The following is a 17,079-nucleotide window of genomic DNA, read 5'->3' on the forward strand; positions in this document are numbered from 1 at the left end:
GTAACTTCTCTGATTTGGTACTGAATAACCAGCGATAATGAATAACCCCTGAGGTGAAAGGCATATGCCAATAGTTAAAGTACGTGAAAACGAACCGTTCGACGTTGCACTACGTCGTTTCAAGCGCTCTTGTGAAAAAGCAGGTATCCTTTCTGAAGTGCGTCGTCGTGAGCATTACGAAAAGCCAACTACAGTTCGCAAACGCGCTAAAGCAGCAGCTCAAAAGCGTCACGCTAAAAAGCTAGCTCGCGAAAACGCACGTCGCGTTCGTCTGTACTAATAACTTAATCCATAAGGACTGAGTTATGGCTCTTATTGAACAACTCAAAGAAGAGCAAAAATTAGCGATGAAAGCCAAGGACAAACCGCGCCTTGGCACTATCCGCTTAGCTCTTTCAGCAATTAAGCAACGTGAAGTTGACGAACGGATCACTCTGAACGACGACGACATTATTGCTATATTAGTTAAAATGGTTAAGCAACGTCGCGATTCTGTTGCTCAATATGAATCGGCAAATCGTCAAGATCTTGCTGACGTGGAAAAAGCAGAAATTACGGTACTTGAAGGCTTTATGCCTCAACCGCTAACTGAAGAAGAAGTTATTGCACTACTTGATAGCGCAATTGCAGAAGCTCAACCTGCGGGCATGCAAGACATGGGTAAAGTAATGGCTATCTTGAAACCACAAATTCAAGGGCGTGCAGATATGGGTAAAGTTAGTGGTTTAGTTCGTTCTAAACTCGCTTAATCCCAAATCAAATTGCAACAAGCCGTGCAATCCTTCGGAACGCACGGCTTGTTTGTATCTGTAACCTATTCAAACTATTATTATCCACACTCTCAGTTAGTGCATTTTTCTAAGGTTTTATGGCAGGACACATCCCGCGTAGTTTCATCGATGATCTCCTAGCGCGTCTCGACATTGTCGATATTGTGGACGCACGCGTGAAACTTAAGAAAAAAGGCAAAAACTATGGTGCTTGTTGCCCATTTCACAACGAAAAGACCCCTTCTTTCAGCGTAAGCCAAGAAAAACAGTTTTATCACTGCTTTGGTTGTGGCGTACACGGCAATGCTATCGACTTCATTATGGAGTTCGAACGTCTCGATTTTGTTGAAGCGATTGAAGAGCTGGCCTCATTTTTAGGACTTGATGTTCCTAGAGAACAGCGCAGCGGTGAAATATCTACGGCGCCAAGAGCCAACAGCGAACAAAAACGTAACCTCTACGATTTGATGGGCGGCATCAGTAATTTTTACCGCTCTCAGCTGAAAATTTCAGCTAACAAACCTGCGATTGATTACCTAAAAAATCGCGGTCTTTCTGGTGAAATCGTACAGAAGTTTGGCATTGGCTACGTCGCTGATGAATGGGACTTGGTTCGTAAGAACTTTGGCCAACAAAAAGAAGCCCAAGACATGCTCGTTACTGGCGGCATGTTGATAGAAAACGATAAAGGCAACCGATACGATCGATTCCGTGGACGCGTGATGTTCCCGATTCGTGACCGTCGAGGCCGAGTGATCGGGTTTGGTGGTCGTGTCTTAGAAGACGGCACACCGAAATACCTGAACTCACCAGAAACGCCTATCTTCCATAAAGGCAAAGAGCTTTACGGCCTTTATGAAGTGCTGCAAGCCTACCGTGAACCGCCGCAAATACTTGTGGTTGAAGGTTACATGGATGTCGTGGCATTAGCGCAATATGGTGTTGATTACTCAGTGGCATCACTGGGCACCTCGACAACCGGTGACCACGTTCAAATGTTGTTCCGCCAAACCAGCACAGTGGTTTGTTGTTACGACGGTGACCGAGCAGGTAAAGAAGCGGCGTGGCGCGCACTCGAAAATGCACTTGAATACCTGAAAACAGGTAACACGCTCAAGTTTCTGTTCTTACCAGACGGTGAAGACCCAGACAGCTATATTAGAGAACACGGTCAGGCTGCTTTCGAACAGCTCGTCCACAATGCGACACCGCTTTCTACTTACTTGTTCGATAATCTTATTGAGATACACAAGTTGAACTTGGGAACAACGGAAGGGAAGTCGGCACTGCGAGCACACGCAAGCGCCTTGATTAACAAAATCCCTGACAGTTATTTCCAAGAACTGCTCGAGAAATTATTGGATGAGCGTACTGGTTTTGATAACCAACTGAGACGAGCTCGTGTTCATACTAAGAACCCGACACCTCAACCGCATAAAGAACTGAAACGCACTCCAATGCGAGAAGTTATCGCTTTGCTTATCCAAAATCCGAGCTATGCTGATATGGTACCGGATTTATCAAGTGTCAAAGGCTTACAGTTGCCTGGACTAAGTTTATTCGTCGAAGTACTTGATAAATGCCACGCGCATCCCCATATCAACACAGGCCAATTATTAGAGCATTGGCGACACAATAAACATGAGGCGCTTCTGTCTCGTCTCGCGAGCTGGGAAATCCCCCTCGACGAAGACAATCAAGAAGACATATTTTTAGACTCATTGGACAATATCCTTGCCCAGTGCGTTGAAAAACAAATTGAAAACCTGCAGGCCAAAGCAAGAAGTGTCGGTTTATCAGCCGAAGAAAAAAGGGAGCTACTAGCTTTAATGCTAGATCTAAAAGCGTAACCCTGTTTGATTAGTCAGCATTTAATAAATTTGTTAACATAATTGGTTTGCATTTGAGAATGCAACGTCCTTCACCAGACCTGAAGTTGGATATCATCTATGGATCAAAATCCGCAGTCACAGCTAAAATTACTTGTTATTAAAGGCAAGGAACAAGGCTATCTGACCTACGCCGAAGTAAACGACCACCTACCTGCAGAAATCGTGGATTCTGAACAGGTAGAAGACATCATTCAAATGATCAATGACATGGGTATCAAGGTAGTAGAAACTGCACCTGACGCTGATGATCTAGCACTTAATGATGACGATGCCAATATAGATGAAGATGCAGCTGAAGCTGCTGCTGCTGCGCTTTCAAGCGTAGAAAGCGAGATTGGCCGTACAACTGACCCAGTTCGTATGTACATGCGTGAAATGGGTACAGTTGAACTACTGACTCGTGAAGGCGAAATCGACATTGCGAAGCGTATTGAAGATGGTATCAATACCGTTCAATTATCTGTAGCTGAGTACCCAGGCACTATTCCATACATCTTGGAACAGTTTGACCACGTACTCGCTGAAGAGATTCGTTTAACAGATCTAATCAATGGCTTTGTTGACCCAGACGACGATGGCACAGCTGCGCCAACGGCGACTCACATCGGTTCAGAACTTGCTAAAACTGATCTAGAAGACGAAGACAAAGAAGAAGCAGAAGACGACGAGGAAGAAGAAGAGGAAGATACAGGTATTGATCCTGAGCTTGCTCTTGAGAAGTTCACAGCACTTCGCACTAGCTACCAAAACCGTCAACTAGCAATCAATGAATACGGCCACGAAAGCCCGAAAGCAACGCTTGCAACAACAATGATGCAAGACGTGTTCAAAGAATTCCGTCTGACGCCAAAACAGTTTGATTACCTAGTAAACGAACTGCGTACTTCAATGGATCGCGTACGTACTCAAGAACGCCTAATCATGCGTCAAACGGTTGAGTACGGCAAAATGCCGAAGAAATCTTTCATTGCTCTATTTACTGGTAATGAATCTAGCGAAGCATGGTTGGACGAAGTTCTTGCTTCAGACAAGCCATACGCAGAAAAGATCAAACGTAACGAACACGACATCCGTCGCTCTATCCAAAAGCTGGATATCATCGAACGTGAAACGTCTCTTACTGTTCAAAGCATTAAAGATATCAGCCGTCGTATGTCTATCGGTGAAGCGAAAGCTCGTCGTGCTAAGAAAGAGATGGTTGAAGCGAACTTACGTCTAGTAATCTCGATTGCTAAGAAGTACACAAACCGTGGTCTACAATTCCTGGATCTAATCCAAGAAGGTAACATCGGTCTGATGAAAGCCGTAGATAAGTTTGAATACCGTCGTGGTTACAAGTTCTCTACGTACGCTACGTGGTGGATCCGTCAAGCAATCACTCGTTCGATTGCCGACCAAGCTCGTACTATCCGTATTCCGGTTCACATGATCGAAACGATCAACAAACTAAACCGTATCTCTCGTCAAATGCTACAAGAGATGGGTCGTGAACCGCTTCCGGAAGAGTTGGCTGAGCGCATGCAAATGCCTGAAGACAAGATCCGTAAAGTACTGAAAATCGCTAAAGAGCCTATCTCAATGGAGACACCAATCGGTGACGACGAAGATTCGCATCTAGGTGATTTCATCGAGGATACAACGCTAGAACTGCCTTTAGACTCTGCAACGGCAACAAGCCTGCGCGGTGCAACTAAAGACGTTCTTGCAGGCCTAACTCCTCGTGAAGCGAAAGTACTGCGTATGCGTTTCGGTATCGACATGAATACTGACCACACTCTTGAAGAGGTTGGTAAGCAGTTCGACGTAACTCGTGAACGTATCCGTCAGATCGAAGCAAAAGCACTGCGTAAACTTCGTCACCCAAGCCGCTCAGAAACTCTGCGTAGCTTCCTAGACGAGTAATTACACGCTTTAGTGTGGTTAGCTTTTAAGCATAAAATAAAAAAGGTGAGCGTTGGCTCACCTTTTTTGTGCCTACGTGATTTAAGTGGCTAAGATGTAAGCGGAATTGCCCCTCATAGTGTCTAGACACCATTGATTGGTTCCCCTATAATCTATGCCCTACGGCCCCTTAGCTCAGTGGTTAGAGCGCACGACTCATAATCGTTCGGTCCCCAGTTCAAATCTGGGAGGGGCCACCAAATTAGGAAAGCCAGAACAGTTCACGCTGCTCTGGCTTTTTGCTTTTCTGAAGCTGTACAACTCACAGCTATGTTTCCTACAAATAACCAATCGTCCACACAATTCCAATTCCCTCTATGTGACTAAATATACTTTTCTTTTATAAAAAAATCGGCAATATGAGAGTACGTAAATAATTCAATAGTTCAGGGAAGACTCATGAAAGACGAAACGCTCTCGATTCACTTCGGCTACGACACTGATCCAACAACCAAATCGGTTGCGACCCCTATTTACCAAACCGTTGCTTACGAATTCGATGACGCACAACACGGCGCCGACCTCTTCAATCTTGCGGTTCCCGGTAATATCTACACTCGCATAATGAACCCAACCAATGATGTATTAGAAAAGCGTATGGCGGCCTTAGAGGGTGGTATTGCTGGCTTAGTGGTGAGTGCAGGCAGCGCGGCGATCAACTATGCCATTCAAACGTTGGCACAAATCGGTGACAACATCGTTTCAACGCCTCAGCTTTACGGCGGTACTTACACTCTATTTGCTCACATGCTGCCAAATCAAGGGATAGAAGTTCGCTTTGCCAAAGACGACAAACCAGAAAGCTTAGCGGCACTGATTGATGAAAAAACCAAGGCGGTTTACTGCGAAAGTATCGGCAACCCAGCAGGTAATATCATCGACTTAGAACGTGTTGCCGAACTTGCTCACGCAAAAGGTGTGCCTGTGATTGTCGATAACACGGTAGCAACACCTGTACTGTGTAAACCTATCGATTTTGGTGCTGATATTGTGGTGCACTCGCTAACTAAATACGTTGGTGGTCACGGAACAACACTCGGTGGCGTAATTGTCGATTCAGGAAAATTCCCATGGGCAGAGCATAAAGATCGCTTCCCAGTTTTTAATCAGCCAGAGCCTTCTTACCACGGTGTGGTGTACACCGAGGCTTTTGGTGACGCCGCGTTTATTGGACGTGCTCGAACCGTTCCACTGCGTAATACGGGTGCAGCACTGTCGCCAATGAATGCCTTCATGCTAATGCAAGGTCTAGAAACTTTATCGCTACGCATGGAGCGACATACAGAGAATGCACTGAAAGTAGCTGAGTACCTTCAGCAACATGAGAAAGTGAGTTGGGTGAGCTACGCTGGTTTACCAACGTCTGAGTTCTATCCGCTTGCAGAAAAATACATGCAAGGTAAGCCATCGGCCATTTTATCTTTTGGCTTGAAAGATGGTTATGAAGCAGGTGTTCGTTTCTATGATGCGCTACAAATCTTCAAGCGCTTGGTGAACATCGGTGATGCTAAGTCTCTCGCTTGTCACCCTGCCTCTACAACACACCGCCAATTGAGCGAAGCAGAACAAAAACAAGCGGGTGTATCACCAGAGATGATCCGCCTCTCAGTAGGCATTGAGCATATTGAAGATATCTTAGCTGACCTAGAGCAAGCACTTAGCGCTTAATGACGCTACAGTTAGCTCTAACACTGATCGTTAACTAACAGACACAAAAAAGCCCATCACAGGATGGGCTTCTTATTATCTAATTTTTCTTAGATAAGCTGACAATTACTCAACAGTAACCGCTTTCGCTAGGTTACGAGGTTGGTCAACGTCGGTACCTTTGATTAGCGCGACATGGTAAGACAACAGCTGCATCGGTACTGTGTAGTAGATAGGCGCTGTTACTTCACTTACGTGAGGCATCTTGATGATCTTCATGTTCTCATCGCTTTCAAAGCCCGCATCTTCATCAGCGAATACGTAAAGTAGACCACCACGAGCACGCACTTCTTCAACGTTTGATTTCAGCTTCTCTAACAAGTCGTTGCTTGGTGCAATAACGACTACAGGCATGTCTGCATCGATAAGAGCCAAAGGACCGTGCTTAAGCTCACCAGCAGCGTAGGCTTCTGCGTGAATGTAAGAGATCTCTTTCAATTTAAGAGACGCTTCCATCGCGATAGGATAAAACTCACCACGACCGAGGAACAGTGTGTGGTGCTTATCTGCAAAATCAGGTGCTAGCGCTTCGATCTCTTTATCAAATGCCAATGCTTTTTCAATATCAGCAGGCAGTTGGTGTAGCGCTTGAACGATTTCAGCTTCTTTCTCTTCATTGACACGACCTTGTAGACGACCAATTGACGTTACCATCATCAGCATAGCCGCTAGCTGTGTCGTGAAGGCTTTAGTTGAAGCAACGCCGATCTCAGTTCCTGCGCGAGTCATGAAGGCAAAATCAGATTCACGAACTAGCGAAGAACCCGCAACGTTACAGATAGTCATTGCCGACATGTAACCTTTTTCTTTTGCAAGACGAAGTGCAGCAAGCGTATCCGCCGTTTCACCAGACTGAGACAGAGTCACCAATAGGCTGTTCGGGCGAACAACGAAATCACGGTAACGGAATTCAGAGGCAATCTCTACGTCACAGCTTACGCCTGCTAGAGACTCAAACCAGTAACGAGCTGCCATGCCTGAGTTGTAAGACGTACCACATGCGATGATCTGCACGTGTTCTACCTTGCTTAGGATCTCTTCCGCTTTAACACCGATTGCATTAGTGATTACAGAAGTGTCAGAGATACGACCTTCCATTGTGTTGATCAGCGCTGTTGGCTGCTCAAAAATCTCTTTCTGCATGAAGTGACGGTATTGACCTTTATCACCAGCATCGTGTTCTGCGTTTGATTCAACGATTTCACGCTCTACACGCTCGCCCGCTACATCAAATACTGTTACATCACGACGAGTCACCTCAGCAACATCACCCTCTTCTAAGTACATGAAGCGACGAGTTACGCTTAATAGCGCTAGTTGGTCAGAAGCAAGGAAGTTCTCGCCCACACCAAAACCGATAACGATTGGGCTACCAGAACGAGCAACAACGATACGGCTAGGATCTTTACGATCAACCGCCACTGTGCCGTATGCACCGTCTAATTGTTTTGCTGTTTTTTGCAGAGCTTCAACCAAAGAAGCTGACGTGCGAAGTTCCCACTCAACAAGATGAGCGATAACTTCAGTATCCGTTTGTGAAGTAAACACATAACCACGCTCTTGAAGAAGAGCACGCAGTGCTTCGTGGTTTTCGATAATACCATTGTGTACAACAGCAATATCACCAGACATGTGTGGGTGTGCGTTTGCTTCAGAAGGCTCACCGTGTGTCGCCCAACGTGTATGAGCGATACCAGTACCGCCAATAACATGTTGTTGATCGACTGCGTCTGCTAGCTCTTGTACTTTACCAAGGCGGCGTACACGAGTTAGGTTAGATTCGCTATCAACTACAGCGACACCCGCTGAATCGTAGCCTCGGTATTCTAGGCGGCGAAGGCCTTCTACTAAAATTTCGGCTACATCACGCTGTGCTACTGCACCAACAATTCCACACATAGTTTCACTCCATCAATTTCGTTTTATTCCTATTGGCAGCAAGCAAAGGCCAGATCTTTATCAAGATCAATTATAGGAAGGTAAATGCATAATACTTAAATTTGTTTTTACGCTGGATCAGTCAAGATCACACGAACATCATGTGATTCGATACTTGCTTTGGATTCTTCGCCTAAGTCTGTATCGGTAATTAAGATGTCAATGTGCTCCCATGCCAGCTCTAAGTTCGGGATCTTTCGTCCCACCTTTTCCGACTCAACCATCACGATCACTTCTCGTGACACTTCAGCCATTACTTTACTTAGACCAACCAATTCATTGAACGTGGTTGTGCCTCTATCAAGGTCGATACCATCAGCCCCAATAAATAGTTGATCAAAATCGTAAGCACGAAGTACTGACTCTGCGACTTTGCCTTGGAAAGAATCCGAATGGGTATCCCAAGTGCCGCCGGTCATTAGCAGTGTTGGTTCGCTTTCCAACTCATTAAGTGCATTAGCAACGTGCAATGAGTTGGTCATCACAACCAAACCACGCTTGCTATTGAGCTGCTGAATTAGCGCCCCTGTCGTGCTACCGCTATCGATCACAATGCGATTATGGTCGCGAATTAAATCTGCCGCGGCTTTCGCTAATGAAATCTTTCGAGTCGAAACTTGTGGACCCAGCTCTTCGTTCACAACCTCTTTCGGTAATGAAATCGCACCACCATAACGGCGCAAAAGCTGACCGTTTTTCTCTAAAGACGCCAAGTCCTTTCTAATCGTGACCTCTGAGGTTTCGAACTTAGCGGATAATTCATCAACACTAACCTCCCCTTTTTCATTCACTAGGTTAGAAATTGCATGTCTTCTGAGCTGAGTATTTCGTTTCGACATTTAAAAAAGGCCATTAAGTTTCGATGTGAAACACATTATAGTTACAACGAAACTATTTAGTCCATTTATTTTGATCCAAAAAATTAATAAATAGCGATAAAACCTTGTCCTAAGACAATTGTTAAGCAGTGATATTGAACTCATTAGGTGGTAGAATCCGCACCCGAAAAGAAAAAAAATTACAAAACTGACTGTTATTTCTTTGCAACTTACCGCCTATATAGTGGGGTAAGTCACAGAAAACCGATATTGAATCAAAATCTTTTGGTCATAAAATGACTAAAATTGATGAAAGACTTACAACTCTGAAGGACATATTGGAAGTCCCGCGCTTTTACACAACAGGCACAAAATGTTGATGTAGCGGACCAATCTTCAGAACTTTAATAAATTTCAAATTGTAACAATACTTACCGGAGAGTACCTTCCATGAAAAAGACCAAAATCGTATGTACGATTGGCCCTAAAACTGAATCTGTAGAGAAGCTAACTGAACTAGTAGATGCTGGCATGAACGTTATGCGTCTTAACTTCTCTCACGGTGATTTCGCAGAGCACGGCACTCGTATCGCGAACTTCCGTAAAGTAATGGAAAATAATGGTGAGCAACTTGCGATCCTTCTAGATACTAAAGGTCCAGAAATCCGTACTATCAAACTTGAAGATGGTAATGACGTAGATCTAGTAGCTGGTCAAGAGTTCACTTTCACAACTGACGCAACAGTTGTTGGTAACAAAGACGTAGTAGCAGTAACTTACCTAGGTTTCGCTAAGGACCTAACAGCAGGTAACACTATCCTTGTTGATGATGGCCTAATCGAAATGGAAGTTATCGCAACAACAGAAACTGAAGTTAAGTGTAAAGTTCTTAACAACGGTGCTCTAGGCGAAAACAAAGGTGTTAACCTGCCTGGCGTTTCTGTTCAACTTCCAGCTCTTTCTGAGAAAGACAAAGCTGACCTTAAGTTTGGTTGCGAGCAAGGCGTTGATTTCGTAGCTGCTTCTTTCATTCGTAAAGAAGAAGACGTTAAAGAAATCCGTGAGCTTCTAAACGCTAACGGCGGCGAGAACATCCACATCATTTCTAAGATTGAAAACCAAGAAGGTGTAGATAACTTCGATTCAATCCTTGAAGCTTCTGACGGCATCATGGTTGCTCGTGGTGACCTAGGTGTTGAAATCCCAGCTGAAGAAGTAATCTTCGCTCAGAAGATGATGATCGAGAAGTGTAACCGCGCACGTAAGATGGTTATCACTGCAACTCAAATGCTTGACTCTATGATCAGCAACCCACGTCCAACTCGTGCAGAAGCGGGTGACGTTGCGAACGCAATCATGGATGGTACTGATGCAGTAATGCTTTCTGGTGAAACTGCTAAAGGTAAGTACCCAGTTGAAGCTGTTACTATCATGGCTCAAATCGCGAACCGTACTGATTCAGCTCTTAAAGCTGAGCTAGGTTCTCGTCTAGACAGCCCACGTCTACGCATCACTGAAGCAGTATGTAAAGGCGCTGTAGACACAGCAGAGAAGCTAGCTGCTCCTCTAATCGTTGTTGCAACTGAAGGCGGTAAGTCTGCACGTTCAGTACGTAAGTACTTCCCAACTGCAAACATCCTTGCTTTAACAACTAACGAAAAGACAGCTGCACAGCTAGTTCTTACTAAAGGTGTTAAGCCAGTTCTTGTTGACTCTATCGAGAACACAGACGCGTTCTACATCAACGGTAAAGAAATCGCTCTACAATCTGGCCTAGGTAACAAAGGCGACATCGTAGTTATGGTTTCTGGTGCTCTAGTCGCTTCTGGTACTACAAACACAGCATCTGTTCACGTTCTATAAGAATGAACCGATTCGCATAAAATATAAAAGAGGGCTTCGGCCCTCTTTTTTTATGAAACAAAATCTTGCCTAACTTTTCAGTACGCTGTATTATCAATCACATTAGAACTACGTACTGTTAAACTCCAATAAACTCTTCCTAAGAAACGGATTAGCAGACTAGAAATCAAATATACGTGAGGTTTGTAATGTCTAGTCCTACGCTTACTGACAAAGTATCAAAGATGATTCGCCAAGATATTCTCAATGGTGAATTAACCCCAGGTAAAAAACTCGTTGTCGCTGATCTCAAAGCACGATACAACGTCGGCGCATCTCCAATTCGCGAAGCCTTAGTGCAGCTATCTTGGAGTAAATACGTAAAGCTAGAGCCACAAAAAGGCTGCTGGGTATCACCGGTATCAAAGAAAGAACTCAATGACCTATATGAAAGCCTTCGTGTTGTCTCTTCTGTTCTGCTTAAAAAGGCAATTTCAGCAGGCGATGAAAGCTGGGAACTGGAAGTATTAACCTCCTACCACAAGCTATCACGCATACAATATGTCTCAGAAGAGTTTGATTGTGTTGAGTGGGAAGAACGTCACCAGCAGTTTCATGCAGCGTTACTTGAAGGCGCAGACTCAGAGAACATGTTTAAGTTCTTTGATGATCTTATCAATCAAGTAAAACGCTACCGCTTCCTAGCGATGTCAGCGAAAAGCGCATCTGATGATCTGTTCAATATTGATGAGCATGAAATGATCATGAAGCTGGTACTTGCTAAAAATGTCGATCAAGCGACAGAACTATTGGATCAACACCTGTTAAGTTCAATGAAGCGAATTGAAGAAGTTATCGAAGCCGCATAATGTCAAGATAGATTCTAACCACATAAAAACGGAGCCTAATAGCTCCGTTTTTTATTTCCAGCATTACGGCTGAACTACCACCCAAAAAATTCTTTGTGATGAGTATTGAGTAGCACAACCATAGGTAAAAAATACAATGCACTCAGTTGAAAGCCAAGAACGGCTAATGTACCTATGGTTAACCTCACTAAAAAATCGACAAACATACCACGCCTCTTTCAATCAGACTGTATGATCCCTAAACCCTTGCTTCAGCGAACCTAATTCAACTAATGCCTTTCAAGACTTTGATAGGGTTAGCTAACCAGTTGAATTAAGTTAACGGTGCCATCCTTTTACATCTGGCAAACACTCTATTAATTGCATCTTTTATCATGAGATGACATGAAGCAAGACTGTTTGATTATTGTTCAGTTTAGCTCAAATCACCGCGAGTATTAGACTTTAGTCTAATCATATAAACTTTGTGATTTAAGTCTCTCAAAAATGAGATTCCCAATAAATATGGATGCATGGCACTGGAGGGGATCAAGCACAGTAAATAACAGGGCACTCTATAAAAAGCGCAATAGCGCCCTAATGGAGAGCTACAAAGAAATGAATGGCAATAAGAAAGTATGGACAAACGATGCTTACTTCCAGAAAGCAAAACGGCCCAAATTAAGGGCCGTTCGTATCAGTAAAATCGCTATTTTTTTCAAACGATTAAATGCTCAGTTTTAGCTTAAAAGTAGCTTTAAATCTTTCTTCGTTAGGCTTTCAACGCTCGTTCACCACGTGCGATGCCAACAACCCCACTTCGAGCCACTTCAAGTACTTCCGTTACTTCAGACAATGCCTGAATGAAAGCATCCAGCTTCTCGCTAGTGCCGGCCATTTGAACCGTATATTGCGAAGCCGTCACATCAACGATTTGACCACGGAATATATCCGCTGTGCGTTTCACTTCAGCGCGAGCAAAGCCGCTAGCGCGTACTTTTACCATCAGAAGTTCACGCTCGATATGCTCAAGCTCAGACACTTCTTGTACCTTAAGTACGTCGATTAACTTGTGTAGCTGTTTTTGGATCTGCTCAAGCTGCATTTCGCTTGAGTTAGTGGTGACATTCAGACGAGAAAGCGTTGGATCATCCGTAGGGGATACATTCAAAGACTCGATGTTGTAGCCACGCTGAGAAAACAAGCCAACCACACGAGATAGTGCACCTGGTTGGTTTTCCATTAATAGTGAAAGGATGTGTCTCATATTATGTTCTCTCCGTTTTGCTTAGCCACATGTTATCCATACCCTCGCCTTTGATCTGCATTGGGTATACGTGCTCGGTGTCATCCACACTAATATCGACAAATACCAAACGGTCTTTCATCGCCAGTGCTTTTTCCAAACCTGATTCCAATTCATCCGGAGATGAAATACGCATGCCAACGTGGCCATAAGCCTCAGCGATAGCAGCAAAATCAGGAACAGAGTCCATATATGAATTAGAGTAACGACCTTGATAAACAATGTCTTGCCACTGTTTTACCATGCCTAAGAAACGGTTGTTAAGGTTAATAATCTTAACGGGAATATTGTATTGCAGCGCAGTCGACAGCTCTTGGATATTCATTTGAATACTGCCGTCACCAGTAACAATCACAACTTCTTCATCAGGTTTCGCAAACTTAACGCCCATACCAGCAGGTAGGCCAAAGCCCATCGTGCCTAGACCACCAGAGTTAATCCAACGGCGTGGCTTGTCAAACGGGTAGTACAAAGCAGCAAACATTTGGTGTTGACCGACATCAGAAGCAACATAGGCATCGCCATTGGTTACTTTATGCAGTGTTTCAATAACTTGTTGTGGCTTAATTCGACCCGACGTTTTGTCATACGCTAAGCAGTCACGTTCTTGCCACTGTTTAATTTCACTCCACCAGCTTTCCATCGCTTCTGCATCGTTAGTTCCACCTTGCTCAATAAGCAGGTTAACCATGCTTTCTAGTACTTTTTCCGCTGAACCTACAATCGGAAGATCCACTTTAACGTTCTTAGAGATCGAAGATGGATCGATATCAATGTGCATGATCTTCGCCTCAGGACAGTATTTATCTAGGTTATTGGTCGTTCGATCATCGAAACGTACGCCAATACCAAAGATCAAGTCCGCATTGTGCATCGCCATATTGGCTTCATACAAACCATGCATGCCCAACATACCCAAAGAATTCTTATGAGTACCAGGGAAAGCGCCAAGCCCCATTAGGGTACTTACCACGGGTAAATTCAGTGCCTCTGCTAATTTTAACAGCGGCTTATCTGCCTCAGAAATAACCGCACCACCACCGACATAAAGTACCGGTTTCTTCGCTTCAAGAAGGGCTTTTAGCGCCTTTTTGATCTGACCTTTATGACCCGTAACCGTTGGGTTATATGAACGCATTTTGATCGTTTCTGGGTATTCATAAGGAAGCTTAATTTGTGGGTTTAAAATGTCTTTTGGCAGGTCAATAACCACAGGACCTGGACGTCCTGTCGTTGCAATATAGAATGCTTTTTTAACGACTTCAGGGATATCTTCCGCTTTCTTAACGAGGAAGCTGTGTTTAACGATCGGGCGTGATACACCAACGATGTCACACTCTTGGAAGGCGTCGTTACCAATAAGGTTATTTGGTACGTTACCAGAAATAACAATCATTGGGATTGAGTCCATGTAGGCTGTTGCAATACCAGTAACGGTATTGGTCGCACCTGGACCAGAACACACAAGTACTACACCCGGCTTACCGGTAGAACGAGTATAGCCATCTGCCATGTGGGTAGCGGCTTGTTCGTGTCGTACTAATACGTGTTTAATTTCAGCAGTTTTAGCATGCAGCGCATCGTAGATATCAAGTACAGAACCACCTGGATAACCAAAGATTTGTTCTACACCCTCTTCAATTAGAGACTGCACCACCATCTCAGCGCCGGATAACATTTCAGCGCCGGATGACATAGCTGTTTCAGGTTTTGTTGTCATATTGCTCTCCTCACCAGTTTCCAATCACATTTGGTGAACATGTTGGGCTGGTTTTTCATAGTCTAGGGCTTATTCGTAGCCTAATTCGAAATACTTCCACTTTTTCGGCTATGGCTGTCTGTAGTGATAACAACAAACAGTAATACGAAACAACTTTAACGCTTTATTATCATCTGGTCTAACGCCTGTTATTCGGCAACTGTGCCAAAAAACCAACTATTAGCTCAAAGCATCAAATAAAACCCAATACAGGCTTTTGCACTAGGCTTAAACACTGCTTACTTGATAAAAAAAAGCACTTAATATTTCAACAGATCGCTATTTATCGATAAACAGCGAGCTTGTTGGTGTGCGCTTTCGCACATTGTGCTGTGTCATTAGAACAAAAAAATCCCCCTAAAAATGCAATCACATTCGTAGGGGGATTTTTAAACAACTGAAAATTTATCTAAACAGAAAACTACTTATCTTTAGGCTTTTCGTTGTACATTTCTTCGATTTCGTCTTGATACTTATCGTTAATAACCTTACGACGCAGTTTCTGGGTCGGTGTTAGCTCACCATCATCCATAGAAAATGCTTTTGGCAGCAACTTGAACTTCTTCACTTGCTCAAACTTCGCTAGCTCTTGTTGTAAGTCATTCACACGTTTCTCTAGCATTTCTACTATTTGGTGATTTTTAACAAGTTCCACACGGTCATGATATTTGATATTAAGCTCTTTGGCATACTCTTCTAGCGAGTCATAACAAGGAACAATCAGTGCAGAAACGAATTTGCGCGTATCAGCGATAACAGCAATCTGCTCGATAAAGTGATCTTTACCAATTGCGCCTTCAACCACTTGCGGTGCAATGTACTTACCGCCAGAAGTCTTCATTAATTCTTTGATGCGATCAGTAATGAATAGATTACCATTTTCATCAAAATGACCCGCATCACCCGTTTTCAGGAAACCATGCTCGTCAAATGTCTTAGCTGTCTCTTCTGGCATCTTGTAGTAGCCACGCATCACCATTGGGCCACGAACAAGGATCTCATCCTTAGCGCCAATTTTCACTTCAGCGCCCGGCATCGACATACCGATCGAATCAGGGTTAAAACAACGGTCATCCCAGCACGATACTGTTGCCGTGGTTTCTGTCATGCCGTAGCCAAGTTTTACATTGATACCAATCGCGTGGAAGAAGCGACCAATGGTTTCATCAAGCTTCGCGCCACCACATGGCATGAAGTTGATGTTACCACCTAACAGAGCTCGCAGTTTAGATAACACAAGCTTGTCAGCAAGCGCATGGCTCTTCTTCAGCATGAATGATGGTGTACGACCTTCTTGATGACAAACAGAAAGCTTCGCGCCCATGTTCACCGCCCAAGTAAAGAGTACTTTACGAATAAACGGTGCTTTAGATACCTTCTCGTGAATCGCTGAGAAAATCTTCTCGTAGAAGCGAGGAACAGCAGACATAACCGTTGGTTTAACATCACTCAGTGCGTCACGAACTTGCATGGTGTCTTGCAAATAGCAGTTGGTTGCGCCTTTATAAAGGACATAGAAAGTCCAAGCGCGTTCAAATACATGTGATAGAGGTAAGAAACACAATGAGACGTCGTCTTTGCTTAAGCTGAGACGCTCATCATGGCCTTTTAGTTGATAGCCAACATTAGTGTAATCAAGCATTACACCTTTAGGCTGGCCCGTTGTACCAGAGGTATAGATAAGCGTCAGTAAGTCATCCATGCTGGCATCCGCAAGACGAACATCAAGCTCAGCTCGCTGATCTTCAACACCACGAGCCATGAACTCTTTCCAAGAGACGGCAAAGCGATGTCCTTGCAGATCGATATCATCAGACATCGCCACAACAACTTCTAGCTGTTCACACTCTTCAAAAAGGCTAACCGCCGCATCGAATTGAGCTTGCTCACCAACGAATAAGATCTTCACATCCGCATTTTGGATAATGTAAGAAGACTGTGCCGCTGTGTTGGTTGGGTAGATTGGTACCGTTACAAGGCGCGCTTGTAAGGATGCGAAGTCAGCCACAGTCCACTGAGGCATATTGTTCGAGAAGATACCGATCTTATCCTGAACTCTCAATCCTTGAGCCAATAGCGCTAATGAAAGCGTATCGATTTGTTGTCCAAATTGTTCCCAGCTAATACCTTGCCATACATTGTCTACTTTGTGCTTCAAAGCTGTACGGTTGCCGCCTTGGGCAATTTGGTCACGAAGTCTTTTTACGATATGAAAATCTAAATTGGCCATCTCTTTACCTTTGGCTTACACCTGTAAG

The 17,079-nt window shown here is 44.0% G+C and carries 12 protein-coding genes and 1 tRNA gene; 8 read left to right on the forward strand and 5 right to left on the reverse strand.

All coding sequences use genetic code 11. The features are described from left to right. Positions 1–64: 64 nt before the first annotated feature. The 6 genes from rpsU (at position 65) to ACED28_RS02675 (ending at position 6,271) form a co-directional block, all read left to right on the forward strand. Entirely contained in the window at positions 65–280 is a 216-nt protein-coding gene (gene rpsU / locus ACED28_RS02650) for a 30S ribosomal protein S21 (protein WP_004396009.1), read from the forward strand. A gap of 25 nt (positions 281–305) precedes the next feature. After that, the gene (locus ACED28_RS02655; RefSeq protein ID WP_009847797.1) at positions 306–749 is read left to right on the forward strand and encodes a GatB/YqeY domain-containing protein; all 444 of its coding nucleotides are present in this window, start codon (positions 306–308) and stop codon (positions 747–749) included. A gap of 119 nt (positions 750–868) precedes the next feature. After that, positions 869–2,620, forward strand: a complete 1,752-nt coding sequence (dnaG, locus tag ACED28_RS02660) for a DNA primase (protein WP_012603181.1) — start codon at positions 869–871, stop codon at positions 2,618–2,620. A 99-nt stretch (positions 2,621–2,719) separates the two neighbouring features. Continuing rightward, entirely contained in the window at positions 2,720–4,564 is a 1,845-nt protein-coding gene (rpoD, locus tag ACED28_RS02665; protein WP_371709213.1) for an RNA polymerase sigma factor RpoD, read from the forward strand. A gap of 163 nt (positions 4,565–4,727) precedes the next feature. Further along, positions 4,728–4,803, forward strand: a tRNA-Ile gene (locus ACED28_RS02670). A gap of 199 nt (positions 4,804–5,002) precedes the next feature. Then, a complete protein-coding gene (locus tag ACED28_RS02675) occupies positions 5,003–6,271 on the forward strand; it encodes an O-acetylhomoserine aminocarboxypropyltransferase/cysteine synthase family protein (RefSeq protein ID WP_371709214.1) in 1,269 nt (422 codons plus the stop codon). 105 nt (positions 6,272–6,376) lie between these two features. Here ACED28_RS02675 and glmS read toward each other — a convergent pair whose 3' ends face one another. Further along, positions 6,377–8,209, reverse strand: coding sequence for a glutamine--fructose-6-phosphate transaminase (isomerizing) (gene glmS, locus ACED28_RS02680; RefSeq protein WP_371709215.1), 1,833 nt, complete (start codon positions 8,207–8,209; stop codon positions 6,377–6,379). Positions 8,210–8,316: 107 nt separating this feature from the next. Next, entirely contained in the window at positions 8,317–9,087 is a 771-nt protein-coding gene (locus tag ACED28_RS02685; protein ID WP_004736011.1) for a DeoR/GlpR family DNA-binding transcription regulator, read from the reverse strand. Positions 9,088–9,516: 429 nt separating this feature from the next. On the opposite strand from ACED28_RS02685, the gene pykF reads away from it, so the two are divergent. Next, positions 9,517–10,929: a pyruvate kinase PykF gene (pykF, locus tag ACED28_RS02690; protein WP_012603178.1), complete on the forward strand. Its 1,413-nt coding sequence runs from the start codon at positions 9,517–9,519 to the stop codon at positions 10,927–10,929. Between the two features lie 188 nt (positions 10,930–11,117). Beyond that, entirely contained in the window at positions 11,118–11,777 is a 660-nt protein-coding gene (locus ACED28_RS02695; RefSeq protein WP_009847805.1) for a GntR family transcriptional regulator, read from the forward strand. 751 nt (positions 11,778–12,528) lie between these two features. Here the strand turns inward: ACED28_RS02695 and ilvN are convergent. From ilvN to ACED28_RS02710, 3 genes are all read right to left on the reverse strand, one after another. Continuing rightward, the gene (gene ilvN, locus ACED28_RS02700; RefSeq protein WP_004735875.1) at positions 12,529–13,023 is read right to left on the reverse strand and encodes an acetolactate synthase small subunit; all 495 of its coding nucleotides are present in this window, start codon (positions 13,021–13,023) and stop codon (positions 12,529–12,531) included. 1 nt (position 13,024) lies between these two features. Next, a complete protein-coding gene (locus tag ACED28_RS02705; RefSeq protein ID WP_371709216.1) occupies positions 13,025–14,782 on the reverse strand; it encodes an acetolactate synthase 3 large subunit in 1,758 nt (585 codons plus the stop codon). Between the two features lie 460 nt (positions 14,783–15,242). Next, complete coding sequence (locus tag ACED28_RS02710; protein ID WP_065680158.1) at positions 15,243–17,051, reverse strand: long-chain fatty acid--CoA ligase; 1,809 nt, start codon at positions 17,049–17,051, stop codon at positions 15,243–15,245. Positions 17,052–17,079: the final 28 nt, after the last annotated feature.

It is taken from the genome of Vibrio sp. 1F253, assembly GCF_041439295.1.
Lineage (GTDB): Bacteria > Pseudomonadota > Gammaproteobacteria > Enterobacterales > Vibrionaceae > Vibrio > Vibrio tasmaniensis_A.

Coding starts and splice junctions, on each gene's coding strand:
- ACED28_RS02685 (WP_004736011.1), bottom strand. CDS start 9,087: ATGTCGAAACGAAATACTCAGCTCAGAAGACATGCAATTTCTAACCTA.
- ACED28_RS02695 (WP_009847805.1), top strand. CDS start 11,118: ATGTCTAGTCCTACGCTTACTGACAAAGTATCAAAGATGATTCGCCAA.
- rpoD (WP_371709213.1), top strand. CDS start 2,720: ATGGATCAAAATCCGCAGTCACAGCTAAAATTACTTGTTATTAAAGGC.
- ACED28_RS02675 (WP_371709214.1), top strand. CDS start 5,003: ATGAAAGACGAAACGCTCTCGATTCACTTCGGCTACGACACTGATCCA.
- ilvN (WP_004735875.1), bottom strand. CDS start 13,023: ATGAGACACATCCTTTCACTATTAATGGAAAACCAACCAGGTGCACTA.
- glmS (WP_371709215.1), bottom strand. CDS start 8,209: ATGTGTGGAATTGTTGGTGCAGTAGCACAGCGTGATGTAGCCGAAATT.
- dnaG (WP_012603181.1), top strand. CDS start 869: ATGGCAGGACACATCCCGCGTAGTTTCATCGATGATCTCCTAGCGCGT.
- ACED28_RS02705 (WP_371709216.1), bottom strand. CDS start 14,782: ATGACAACAAAACCTGAAACAGCTATGTCATCCGGCGCTGAAATGTTA.
- rpsU (WP_004396009.1), top strand. CDS start 65: ATGCCAATAGTTAAAGTACGTGAAAACGAACCGTTCGACGTTGCACTA.
- ACED28_RS02655 (WP_009847797.1), top strand. CDS start 306: ATGGCTCTTATTGAACAACTCAAAGAAGAGCAAAAATTAGCGATGAAA.
- pykF (WP_012603178.1), top strand. CDS start 9,517: ATGAAAAAGACCAAAATCGTATGTACGATTGGCCCTAAAACTGAATCT.
- ACED28_RS02710 (WP_065680158.1), bottom strand. CDS start 17,051: ATGGCCAATTTAGATTTTCATATCGTAAAAAGACTTCGTGACCAAATT.